The sequence below is a fragment of the Vibrio sp. McD22-P3 genome, from assembly GCF_021568915.1.
Taxonomy (GTDB): Bacteria; Pseudomonadota; Gammaproteobacteria; order Enterobacterales; family Vibrionaceae; genus Vibrio; species Vibrio mediterranei.
Map to the genome: position 1 here is coordinate 183,827 of NZ_JAKGTN010000006.1, position 11,895 is coordinate 195,721.

15 protein-coding genes are annotated in these 11,895 nt (G+C 43.6%); 14 read left to right on the forward strand and 1 reads right to left on the reverse strand.

Translation table 11 applies throughout. The annotated features are described in order from the left end of the window. Positions 1-163 precede the first annotated feature (163 nt). The 14 genes from nrfB to L2W36_RS09205 all read left to right on the forward strand — a co-directional run bounded on the left by nrfB (position 164) and on the right by L2W36_RS09205 (position 11,106). Entirely contained in the window at positions 164-757 is a 594-nt protein-coding gene (gene nrfB, locus L2W36_RS09140) for a cytochrome c nitrite reductase pentaheme subunit (protein WP_236109853.1), read from the forward strand. A gap of 1 nt (position 758) precedes the next feature. Continuing rightward, positions 759-1,445 (forward strand): cytochrome c nitrite reductase Fe-S protein, encoded by a 687-nt coding sequence (gene nrfC, locus L2W36_RS09145; RefSeq protein ID WP_006074225.1) that lies wholly within the window; start codon positions 759-761, stop codon positions 1,443-1,445. Between the two features lies 1 nt (position 1,446). Further along, positions 1,447-2,403: a cytochrome c nitrite reductase subunit NrfD gene (nrfD, locus tag L2W36_RS09150; protein WP_006074224.1), complete on the forward strand. Its 957-nt coding sequence runs from the start codon at positions 1,447-1,449 to the stop codon at positions 2,401-2,403. A 119-nt stretch (positions 2,404-2,522) separates the two neighbouring features. Beyond that, complete coding sequence (locus L2W36_RS09155; protein WP_107306846.1) at positions 2,523-4,493, forward strand: heme lyase CcmF/NrfE family subunit; 1,971 nt, start codon at positions 2,523-2,525, stop codon at positions 4,491-4,493. Beyond that, on the forward strand, positions 4,483-4,899 hold the full coding sequence (locus tag L2W36_RS09160) for a cytochrome c-type biogenesis protein (protein WP_124939758.1): 417 nt from the start codon (positions 4,483-4,485) through the stop codon (positions 4,897-4,899). Before L2W36_RS09155 ends, L2W36_RS09160 begins: the two co-directional genes overlap by 11 nt. 71 nt (positions 4,900-4,970) lie before the next feature. Continuing rightward, positions 4,971-5,390, forward strand: a complete 420-nt coding sequence (locus L2W36_RS09165; RefSeq protein WP_006074218.1) for a GNAT family N-acetyltransferase — start codon at positions 4,971-4,973, stop codon at positions 5,388-5,390. Further along, entirely contained in the window at positions 5,383-5,871 is a 489-nt protein-coding gene (locus L2W36_RS09170; protein WP_038168298.1) for a GNAT family N-acetyltransferase, read from the forward strand. The genes L2W36_RS09165 and L2W36_RS09170 overlap by 8 nt, the downstream gene beginning before the upstream one ends. Beyond that, entirely contained in the window at positions 5,861-6,328 is a 468-nt protein-coding gene (locus L2W36_RS09175) for an ASCH domain-containing protein (RefSeq protein WP_031496394.1), read from the forward strand. The genes L2W36_RS09170 and L2W36_RS09175 overlap by 11 nt, the downstream gene beginning before the upstream one ends. A 6-nt stretch (positions 6,329-6,334) precedes the next feature. Next, positions 6,335-6,862 (forward strand): GNAT family N-acetyltransferase, encoded by a 528-nt coding sequence (locus L2W36_RS09180; RefSeq protein WP_236109854.1) that lies wholly within the window; start codon positions 6,335-6,337, stop codon positions 6,860-6,862. Position 6,863: 1 nt separating this feature from the next. Further along, the gene (locus L2W36_RS09185) at positions 6,864-7,352 is read left to right on the forward strand and encodes a GNAT family N-acetyltransferase (protein ID WP_006074211.1); all 489 of its coding nucleotides are present in this window, start codon (positions 6,864-6,866) and stop codon (positions 7,350-7,352) included. 127 nt (positions 7,353-7,479) lie between these two features. Beyond that, positions 7,480-9,381: an alpha/beta fold hydrolase gene (locus L2W36_RS09190; RefSeq protein ID WP_236109855.1), complete on the forward strand. Its 1,902-nt coding sequence runs from the start codon at positions 7,480-7,482 to the stop codon at positions 9,379-9,381. 46 nt (positions 9,382-9,427) lie between these two features. Continuing rightward, positions 9,428-9,847, forward strand: a complete 420-nt coding sequence (locus L2W36_RS09195; protein ID WP_006074207.1) for a DUF1801 domain-containing protein — start codon at positions 9,428-9,430, stop codon at positions 9,845-9,847. Between the two features lie 71 nt (positions 9,848-9,918). Further along, on the forward strand, positions 9,919-10,335 hold the full coding sequence (locus tag L2W36_RS09200) for a GNAT family N-acetyltransferase (RefSeq protein WP_236109886.1): 417 nt from the start codon (positions 9,919-9,921) through the stop codon (positions 10,333-10,335). Positions 10,336-10,359: 24 nt separating this feature from the next. After that, positions 10,360-11,106 (forward strand): phosphotransferase enzyme family protein, encoded by a 747-nt coding sequence (locus tag L2W36_RS09205; protein WP_236109856.1) that lies wholly within the window; start codon positions 10,360-10,362, stop codon positions 11,104-11,106. 6 nt (positions 11,107-11,112) lie between these two features. Here the strand turns inward: L2W36_RS09205 and L2W36_RS09210 are convergent, their stop codons facing one another. Further along, on the reverse strand, positions 11,113-11,670 hold the full coding sequence (locus L2W36_RS09210) for a hypothetical protein (RefSeq protein ID WP_236109857.1): 558 nt from the start codon (positions 11,668-11,670) through the stop codon (positions 11,113-11,115). Positions 11,671-11,895 lie beyond the last annotated feature (225 nt).

Genomic DNA, 11,895 nt, shown 5'->3' on the forward strand with positions numbered 1-11,895 from the left:
AAACTATGATCGTCATGTGAAGCGTTGTGGCTCATCCTAAATAAGAATTGATTACATTTCGTTGGTAATGACTTAATTCAAGTAATTACTAGAGGAAAGTTATTAATTATTAATCTGACTTTGTAGGTTTTACCTTCAATATTGGGTTTAAGGAAAGGATACAATGGGCAATGTTAAATTGACCATGGTGATAATGCTTCAGGCCCTCCTAGCATTTACTCTCTATGGTTATTCACTCAATGCCTTAGCTGATGAAGCAGCCCTCGAAAAAGAAGGGGTATCTCAACGGCATAAGGTGGAGTTGATTCGTGACAAGGACTATAAATGCGTTCAGTGTCACAAAGACTCCAAACAGACACTTGCTGGCTCTCACGGAGAGGACGCAATCGAAATCATTGGCAGCGAAGTTAATTGTACTCAATGCCACAGTAATATCGGTCCAGATCACCGTGACGGTGGTTCTACGGTCATTAAATATCATCCTGCGCAGTCTCAGCCGGGTTCCGATAAAACATGGTTAGACCCTGAAGCTATCCTCAAAGCAAACAGCCGATGCACCGAATGTCATCAGCCGCAATATTTGCGCAAAGATAGCTGGACTCATGATGTGCATGCGAAAAACCTAACCTGCACCAATTGCCACTCAGTGCATGCCGAGAAAGCGAAAGTACTTTCTTACGACCACAAAGCAACTATTAAGATGTGTGTCGATTGCCACAAAGACTTCAACGAAAAACGTGAAGAGGAGGGCAAGTAATATGAGTTGTTCAAGACGAAATTTCCTCGCTGGCACAGGCGCTGTCATCTTTACCACGGGGGTGGCAACAACTTCAGTGTTAACTTCTCGACAGTCGGTAGCGAGTGATGACACCAAAAAAGCGGTGCGCTATGGCATGTTGCATGATGAAAATGCCTGTATTGGTTGTACCGCTTGTACAGACGCTTGTCGTGAAGTCAACAAAGTACCGGAAGGTGTTTCCCGCTTGGAAATTCACCGCTCAGAGCCTATTGGTGAGTTTCCAGATGTGGAGTATCGATTTACTCGTGATTCCTGCCAACATTGTGAAAACCCTCCTTGTGTTTATGTGTGCCCAACAGGTGCAGCTTATAAAGATGAAGAAACAGGCATCATCGATGTACACAATGAAAAATGCGTAGGTTGTGGTTATTGCTTAGCAGCATGTCCTTACCAAGTGCGCTTCTTCAATCCGGAAACTCGCTCTGCAGATAAATGTAACTTCTGTCGTGACACCAATTTAGCCGAAGGCAAGTTACCGGCGTGTGTGGAAAGTTGTCCAACTAACGCTTTGGTGTTTGGTGATTTGAATGATCCAAACAGCGATATTAATAAGATGAAGAGTATCAAGGTGATATACCGTGATAAAGAACAATTAGGGACTAAGCCTAAACTGTTCAAAGTTCCGTTCCATAAGGGGGAGGTATAGTATGAGTACTTGGGAAACTGCCTTTCATTTCGACTCTCTTGTGTGGGATTGGATTATTGCGATCTATCTATTTTTGGCTGGTATGTCCGCGGGTTCTGCACTGATAGCGATTTATCTTAAGCGAAAAGTCATAGAAGGCGATCCAGCGCAAAATGGCATCCTGAAGGCTATGGCCTGGTTGGCGCCATTTGGCATTATTGTTGGTCTGTTGATCTTGGTATTCCACTTAACCAAGCCACTCGAGTTTTGGAAAATTATGATTTACTTCAACCCAACGTCAGTGATGTCGATGGGTGTGATCTTATTCCAAGTCTACATGGTTGTCTTGTTTGTGTGGATTGGCATGATTTTCAGAAAGCCAATTATGGATGTTTTGGGAAGCAAGTTCGATTTTGTAGAGAACATTCTGATTAAGTTCGAGAAAATTGAGAATGGTTTGGAGTTGTTTTTAGGTTTCTTAGCTATCGTATTAGCGGCTTATACTGGCTTCTTATTATCGGCACTGAAAACCTATCCAATGCTTAACAACCCCGTGCTTCCGATTTTGTTCTTGTTCTCAAGTCTGTCGTCGGGTGCCGCTGCAAGTCTATTGTTTGGGATTTTGGTGTTTAAAGAAGATGCGCATAGCCCAAGTGTCAAATGGGTACACAGCTTTGAACGTCCTGTCGTTTTGTTCGAACTGTTTGTCATCGTTACCTTCTTTACCGGTCTTATCTTTAGTGGTGGTCAAAACGAAGCGGCCGCTTGGAATGCTATCGGCGGTGGATTCTGGTCTAACTGGTTCTGGTATGGCGTTATCGGTATGGGTATGTTGTTACCTTTGGCAATGAACTTCTTTAGTTCTGAAAAGGCAAAGCATAACCACGGCTTTATCCTAGTCGTCACAAGCCTTAGCTTAATCGGTGTTTTGATGCTACGTACGTTTGTGCTTTATGCAGGCCAAATGACGGTAGTCTAAATATACTATCCCCGTGAAAGCGGGGATCTTCTAAAGCACTCTCTGCACAAATCTATATCGAGTGTGTTTTAGAAGAGTAACAGAGTCGTTTTCACTCTTGGCAACAACATAGAGGTTACATGATCGGGTACATTGGATTATTCACTTTGATAGTCGTTGCTGTCACGAGTAGTTTAGCGAGCATGAGCGGAGTCGTCTCCTATCGACTGCTGCTGCAACACAGACTGCACCTAGATAAAGTAGTGCAGTTACTGACATTACTAAGCATGCTATTTGCGGTTGCTGCTATCGTGGTACTTGCTGTTGCCTTCGCTGTTGATGATTACTCAATAAAATACGTTTCAGACAATTCAAACAGTCAACTTCATCTTGGTTACAAGATTGCTGCCACCTGGGGTGGCCATCAGGGATCGATGCTATTCTGGGTGGTGACGCTGTCACTTTGGGGTGCGGCTCTTTCTTTCGTTCAAGACTCTGTCAGGCGACATGCTATGTGGTTAATGCAGCTTATCGTCGCCATATTTGCTTGGTTTACATTGCTTGCGTCTAATCCATTTGAATTAAATGCCGTAATACCAACTCAAGGCAGAGACTTAAACCCCATGCTTCAAGACATTGGTCTTATCATTCACCCGCCATTGTTGTACGTCGGCTATGTCGGGTTTGCATCGGTATTAGCGCTAGCCTTGGGTTCACTGTTTACTTCGTCTTTGGGAACTTCGGCCAGTTCAACCCAATGGGTGGTAAGCGCAAGAGTGTGCGCCGTGGTTGCGTGGCTATTTTTGACTGCGGGTATCGCTGTCGGCTCTTGGTGGGCGTATTACGAACTCGGTTGGGGAGGCTGGTGGTTCTGGGATCCTGTGGAGAATGCCTCATTGCTACCTTGGTTAACCAGTTGCGCGCTAATACACACTATGATGCTTGCTAAACACCGTCAGTTGGTGTTCTGGACCTATTCTCTTGCATTCATTACGTTCTGCTTGAGTATCCTAGGCACCTTTATTGTTCGCTCAGGCGTATTGACTTCTGTTCATGCATTTGCGGTCGACCCAACCAAAGGTTTCAGTTTGTTGGCGATCTTAACCATCATCTTTGTTCTGGCTTTTGTTTCTTTGATATTACGTTCGGATAGCCTTCATTCTAAGGCTATCACTGACATTCGAACCAAACCTTTTCTGATACTTATTGCTGCAAACCTTTTTACGTTGGCGACTATGGTTGTGGTATTTGGTACGTTTTATCCTATGGTGTATGAGCTTTTGGGCTTAGGCAATATTTCTGTGGGTGCGCCGTATTTCAATTTGTTGTTTGGTCCACTCTCAATTTTTGCTTTATTTGTCATGGGTTTTGTACCGTTTTGTCGGTGGAAATCTGATGAGAAACAAGTGCTTACCCCACTCATGGCGGTCTTGTTTTTTGCCAGTTTAATCGCCGCATTTGCCGTCGTATTGTATTACTCACAACATAACGCACATGTTGGTGCAGAGTGGTCGTTTTGGGCATTTATGACGGTCTGGGGCAGTGTGTGGGTGATGCTGTCTCACCTGCGGCTATTGCACAGTCATAAGATGAATCGTGGCCTGTATGCAGTAATATTGGCACATGTTGGAATTGCGGTGGCCGCATTTGGCTCTGCGATGAATGCTGAGTATTCGTATGAAATGACAAGAAAGCTAGGACCGGGTTCTAGTGTAGAGTTTGGTGATTTTAACGTGCGCTATCTTGATACCCACCTCTATGTTGCTCGCTCGTTCAGTTCAGAACAAGCTGAGATTGAAATTACTCCACTATCGAATCCTTCAAAAATACAACGTGCTTATCCTGAGAAGAGGCACTATCCCGTACGCGTGATGAACATGACAGAGCCTTCTATGACGCCAAAATGGGATGGCGATGTATACATATCATTGGGTGATAAAGTGGATGCTGAGCACTACGCGGTTCGCATCCAGTTTAAAGCTTTTGTGCGATGGATATGGTTTGGGGCGTTGTTGGTTTGTTTATCTGGAGTTTGGATGCTCTTGTCTCAGTTATTCTCTATTAAGCGTGTGCAATGTGAAAATAGTGTAGGAGACACTAATGTTGTTTAGGAATATCGTAATCACTGGCTTCCTCTTATTATGTTCAATCCTAGCGCCAGTTGTTCATAGCTCGGAGAGCCAATTCGTGGAACTGTTTGAATTTGATTCACCCAAGCAGCAAAAACAAGCGATAGAACTGGCTAAAACACTACGTTGCCCAATGTGTCAAAATCAGAACTTAATTGAGTCAAATTCTCCGGTCGCGAAAGACATTCGTCTAAAAGTGTTCGAATTAATCAAACAAGGGAAAACAAACCAAGAAGTGAAGGACTTTATGGTTGCTCGTTACGGTGAACATGTTCTTTATCGACCATCCATGAGTCGTCACAATGCGTTGCTATGGGGAGCGCCTATCGTGTTTGCACTGGGGCTTGTCGTGGTTATCTTTGTTAATGTAAAACGAAAGTCTCAATAATATCTAGTTGATCTTTCAACGGTAATTGTATATTCCTTTAACCCTATTGGTACAAGTAGGGACGGTTGTACATGTCATATTTCATTTCCTCGGACAAACGTTTATTAGATATTCCTCTCATCCATAGAGAGTTAGCTAACAGCTATTGGGCTAAAGGCATTCCTCTCGACGTGGTCGAAAAATCCATCGAACATTCTCTTTGTTTTGGTGTGTATACCGCCTCTAACGAGCAAGTTGGCTTCGCTCGAATGATAACTGATAGAGCGACGTTTGCTTATTTAAGTGATGTATTTGTAGTTGAAAAAGCAAAAGGAGAGGGGTTGGGTAAGCAACTCATTAAAGCCATTGACGAACACCCAGAGCTGCAAGGGTTAAGACGTATCATGCTCGCGACAAGCGACGCTCATGGATTGTATCGGCAGTTTGGTTATCAAGAGGTTAGTAACCCGCAAATCTTAATGCAAAAATGGAATCCTGCGATATATGACTAAATCTGCTGTCACGTTCGACACTATCTCTGAACACCCTGAGTTTAAGGCTACCATTGTTGATTGGTATTATCATCAGTGGGGGAAAAGAGATCCTAACAATTCACTTGAAAGCTATACGACCAAGCTTGATGATTTACTCGAGAATGGCGGCATCCCTGTTAGTGTCGTCGGTGTGCAAGATGGTGAATTGGTTGCGACCGCACACTTGAGACTAAATGAAATTCCAAGTTTCGAGAATTACGAGTTTTGGTTGGGTGGCGTTTATGTGCATCCATCGCGTCGAGCGTCAGGGGTAGCCTCGCAGTTAGTGAAGCAAATGATAGCAGAAGCCAAACAGCTCGGTATCGAGACACTCTACCTTCAAACAGAGAACCTGACAGGTGGGCTCTACGCCAAACTAGGGTGGGAGAAACGGCATCAACTCAATAATAAGGGTGTTGAAGTCATCGTCATGGCAAAGGAGTTAAGCAGTGACGCCTAAACAGAAAACATTTCTAAACCAGTACTTAGAACAGTTAACTACCTCAGAGCGAGCAAGCATAAAAGATGTGATTGCCGAGCATTTTTGTGGCGATGAATACAATGCCAACAAATGTGCGAAGCTAATTAATGAAGGTATTAAAACCGCTTCATGTAGCCTAAAAGCGGGGTATGAGATTGAGCAAGAACCATTGCCTCAAGTTGGGCGGTTATCTGTTGTTTTGGACTGGGACCAAAATCCTATATGTATCATCAAATTGACATCGGTTGAGGTTTGTCCGTTTAATCAGGTATCTGAAGCGTTTGCTTACGCAGAAGGTGAAGGTGACAGGACCTATCAATGGTGGAAGCAAGCGCATCTACGTTTCTTTGAATGGTACGCGAATGAACTGAACATCACATTTAGTGAGTATGATGACTTGGTGCTTGAGCGTTTTGAAAAAGTGTTTCCGAGGTAATTAACCATGCTTACTCTAGAGACACCTCGATTGCAGCTGAGACAAATTGGTCGTAGTGACTTCAAGCTTTTCCGACTATTACACCAAGATCCAGAGATTATCCGTTTGTGTTTTGATGCCCCTTCGATGGACGAAATTAAACAACGATTCGAAGAGCGACTACCGGTTTGGCAGCCAGGTAGCGATCAGTGGTTATGCATGACAATTGTGTTAAAAAGTAATCAAGCTAAAGTCGGTGTTACAGGGTTCAAGGTATCAAATCGCGTTGCAGAAGTCGGTTACCTCATGCTTACCGAATTTCAAGGGATGGGTATTGCTACAGAGTCGCTAAAATGCGTTCTAGATTGGGGAATATCGCAACTCGACGTCTCAAAGTTTAATGCTGTCGTAACGCAAGGTAATCATGGCTCCGAACGAGTGCTAGAGAAATGTGGATTCCACATTAAAGCGATAGAGAAAGAGGCGTATGTTATCGGAGGAAAAACGTTCGACGATATTATTTATCAGCGCAATGTCACGAAGAGAGGAGAGTAAAGTGATAAGAAATGTTCAAGAGACAGACAGTATAGCTATTGCTAGGATCTACAATCATTATATTGCTCATTCGACATGTACGTTTGAGGAACACCCTGTAACCGATGCAGACATGGCTGAGCGTATTCGCGTTGTTGTTGATTCCGCCCTACCTTGGTTGGTGTATGAGCATCAAGGACAAGTGGTTGGCTATTGTTATGCAAAAAGATGGAATGCACGCAGTGCTTACCGATTTACAGTTGAGTCCTCTGTGTATGTTGACCATGAAACACCAATAAAAGGTGTAGGTTCCAGATTATACGATGCACTGTTTAACGACTTACAGACACGTGGTGTTAAGAATATTATGAGCGTTATCACCTTACCAAATGACGCCAGCGTAAAGTTTCATGACAAGATGGGAATGCAGCAGGTCGGTCACTTTAAGCAAATCGGATTTAAGTTTGAGCAGTGGTTGGATGTGGGCTATTGGCAAAAGGTTTTAGATTGATTAACGCCCTATAAGTTTTCTTGAATTTATTTTGGTACTGTCCCCATATTATCCTTAGTTCACACTTTTTTTAGGCAACACATTCTGAACTGAGTGATTTTAGCGTTTAATAGATTTTGGAATCATCATGGGCAAGCGATACATCATAAGCAGCAAACATCACGACAACTTTATGTTGCGCCAACAACATGTAGATAAAATAGCCTTGGTGACCGAAGGTGGAGGGCAACGAGGAATCTTTACCGCAGGTGTTCTTGACGCTTTTTTACGTGCCGACTTCAATCCATTTGATTTGCTTATTGGTACGTCCGCTGGTTCGTTGAATCTCGCTTCCTATATCTGTGGACACCAAGGTCATGCCTATAAAGTCATAGCTGAAGCAACTCGCCATCCCGAGTTTTTCAAGCTCACTAAATACCTCTTAAGCGGCGAGGGGTTGGATTTAGACTTTTTGGTCGATAGTGCGGAAGTCAATATTCCACTGAATTGGGATAAGGGCTCGGACCTGTTGAAGACTAAACAGGTTATAGCGGTCGCCACACATGCTCAAAAGCTGACCTCAGAGTGCTTTGATGTCACGGTTGATAACTGGAAAAATGTGCTAAGGGCGTCATGTGCTATTCCAGCATTGCATAAAAACCCCGTTGTGTTTGATGATGCACGGTGGCTGGATGGTGGTGTTTCAGCTCCAATCCCGGTAGAGGAGGCTTATCGTCGAGGCTACAAACATATTGTGGTCGTTCGTACTATGCCTATCGATTTTGACGACCATCATCCGCTGTTGGAAGCGATTTTAAAACGAGCGCCAACTAAAACGATGAGTGAACTATCAGCAATTCTTATCAAGCATGAGGAAAGCTATCGTAAAACACAGCGTTTTCTCGCATCACCACCTGATGACGTTAACATTTACGAAATCTCGCCGGCAATAAATCTTAAGTCTTCAGTTATTGGCAGTACTAAAAAACAACTTGATGCGGATTATATGCATGGTGTGCGTTTAGGGCGCTTATTTGTGGAAAGTGTTGGCAGAAAACTCGATATTCCCTATACACCATATAAACGGCATAAAATCGTGACATCAGAATTTGCCAATGATGATGCTTATCACCAAAAAATCGATGAGGTTTGGGAGAATCGAACTCGCGGTCATTTTAAAGGCGCGATGGATTGCGATATTGCTTGGGTCAATGTCAACCCACAAAACCTGAATCGAGCGTTGGTTTTAGTACAAGGCCGCAATGAGTCGTGTTGGAAATATAAAGAGTTAATGTATGAACTCAGCCAGCATTTTAGTGTTTACTCTTTTGATCATCGAGGGCAAGGTGAGTCAGAACGATTGGTTGAAAATAGCGAGTTGGGTCATATTGATCAGTTTGTCCATTATGTGGATGATTTAGCGCAGTTTGTCGAGAATGTGGTTCGCAACAAAGACAGCGATGAAGTGATGATGTTGGCGCACTCAATGGGCGGAGCGATTGCGACGCAATTTATTGCAAAATACCCTGACACGATTAAAGCGTGTGCGTTGACGAGTCCAATGTTTGGAATCAAGCTACCTAAGGTGGTAGGTGGCATACAAACCGCAACGATTAAGATGATCAGTCAGCTGCAGAAAACGCCGCACTTTGCACCCAAGCAAACTGCGTTTGTAACCAAAACGTTTGAAGGAAATGATCATACAAGTAGTCCAACGCGTTTTAAAGCATACAGTGACCTATTGAATAATCACCCCAAACTAAGACTTGGTGGAGTGAGCCCCAAGTGGATTACGGAAGCGATGGCTGCGGGTAAAACATGTATTTCCCAAGCGAAAAACATCAAAACGCCAATCTTAATTATTCAACCAGAAGGTGACAATGTCGTTTCCCTATCGGCACAAGATTCGTTTAATGAAAAGTGTACGAGCTCTCGAATATTGACCATACCTCACGCAAGACACGATGTGCTCATTGAAGCGGACCGCTATCGAGATTGGGCATTGAAACACATTATGAATTTTTATGACCACAAGCATAAATTCATGTAGTTCGCGCAATGTGAGAACAGGCGGGACCATCTGATAAGGAATACCGATGACCACGCTAAAAACACGTCCTACAACAGAAGACCCCAGTGCTTTTATTGAATCAGTTAAGAATGAGCAAAGAAGGAGAGATGCTGAGACTTTGCTCACAATGTTTACCAAAGTGACTGGGCGGCAACCTGTTATGTGGGGAGAAAGCATTATCGGCTTTGGCGAATACCGTTACACTAACACTCGAGGAACGTATTCTTGGATGATGACGGGCTTTTCGCCACGGAAACAGAACCTGACCCTTTATATCATGCAAGGCTTTGACAATCTCCAATCCGAACTGGAGAAACTTGGCCAGTTCAGAACGGCAAAGTCATGTCTTTACATAAATAACCTATCAAAAATCGACCTGAAAGCTTTAGAGTTACTGCTTGTAAAAGCAGTAGCAGAAATGGAGTCTAAATATCCTTGTACCTGAAAGCAGGCTCTAGACAAAAAGAATGACCTGAGTAAAAAGGAGTAACTCAAGTGAGCGTAACTTTCCGCGAGATGCAAATCGCCGACTACGATAACGTGATGACTTTGTGGCGGCAAACTGATCATATGGTGATTCGAGAGGCGGATAACCGCGACAACATCATTGCTTATCTAGATAAAAATCCGAATATGAGTTTTGTGGCCATCCTACATGGAGAAGTAGTGGGTGCTGTCTTAGCAGGAACAGATGGGAGGCGTGGCTACCTGCAGCATTTGGCGGTTGCATCCCAGCATCGTGGAAAACGAATAGGTAAAACATTGGTGGAGAGAGTGACGGACTCTTTTGCTCAAATTGGTATCGAGAAAACGCACTTATTTGTTAAAGCTGACAACGAGGCTGCACAAGAGTTTTATCGTTCTATGGGGTGGGAAGTGCGAAAAGAAGTCAAAATGTATTCATTCAATGCCTCTGCAAACGTCGATATTTAATTTTAACCTTAATGAGTGAAACCAATGAGCCCCATTGTAGTAAAGACCGACACGGTTATCAGGCCTGCAAGTCCATGGTCTCGTTCTGTACATATTTTCCTTAAGTTTTTAGAGCAGCAAGGCATCCATTACGTTCCTAAAGTACTCGCTCTGGATAACGATAATGAGACACTTTCATTGGTAAAAGGCAAAACATTTAACTATCCGTTACTTGAGGAAATAGCCAGTCTACAGGCACTGGAAACAGCGGCGAGACTGCAAAGGCGGCTTCATGACGCGAGTGTTGGATTTATTGAGCAGTATGATGTCGCACGTTTAGATTGGATGCTGAGCTCAGACACCGAATCTGAAGTTATGTGTCATGGGGACTTTGCACCCTACAACGTGGCATTAGAGGCGAATAATGTCGTCGGGGTATTTGATTTTGATACCGTTCATCCAGGCTCAAGGTTGTGGGATTTATCGTATTCTGTCTATTGCTGGGCACCTTTCAAAACCAACTCGGTAGATAAACTTGGTGATATCGTTCAACAAGTACGTCGGGCAAAAGCATATCTGGATGCGTATGAAATAGATACAGTAAGCCGATTTAAATTGGTTGAAACGATGGTGTCTCGTTTAAGGTATCTCGTCAGTTTTATGGAAGACAAGGCCAATAAGGGGGATCAAGGTATGCAGCAATGCATAGAGGAAGGTCATAGGCGCAGCTACCTCAACGATATTGATTATCTGCTACGCAACTATGATGAGATTACTCGTGGCATTCGATAGGCTTGTCTAGTCAGTAAGTGACTGGTTAACTTTAGCGCGAATAACTCTGGCTGTGACAGTTGCTGACGCTCCGCCGTCAGACAACACATGCAGAGTGAACTCGGGGTTCATATCACCAGAAGAACCTTGTGCTGCGGCGCTGCCAGCAGAGGCTTCCGCTCCAATTTCAAATTTCCATTCACCGTCTTTCCAATCATCGACCAACTCTTGTGTGTTTAGAAGAATCAATACTTTGTATGAACGTGCACCCCAGCCAGCACCGAAATCAAGTCGTTTAACCGTAAAGTAGATATGTGGCTCAGCACCTTTTATTACCATAACACCTTCGCCGCCTCCGACACCCACAACAGGGACTTTGGTCACTTTCATGTTTGCAACACCGTACGCTAATGCTTTATTCATTTGAGCTTGCAAGTGTGGTTCTTTTTTTAGTAACTCCGATATAGTGGTTTGCGCCATAGTGTCGAGTTCATTCCGCTCGGCTAATTTTTGCTGTTCACTCAATGATGAACATCCACCGGCGATGAGAATAATAGCTAGGAATAATAATCGGCGAAACTTCATGTTACATCCTCATCTTAATGTGATGAATTGAATCGAACTAATCTGTGGCACGCATAATAGGGTAGAACACTAGGTGATAACAATGGCCGTCAGGTAAAATCATGGCATTTTATAATATGAGAAGGATAAAGCGCATTGGCCTCGAATCACATAGGCGTGTTGTCAGAATCTACCTAAGCATAGTCGATAGTTTTCATACAGATGACACCGAAGACTATGGCAAGG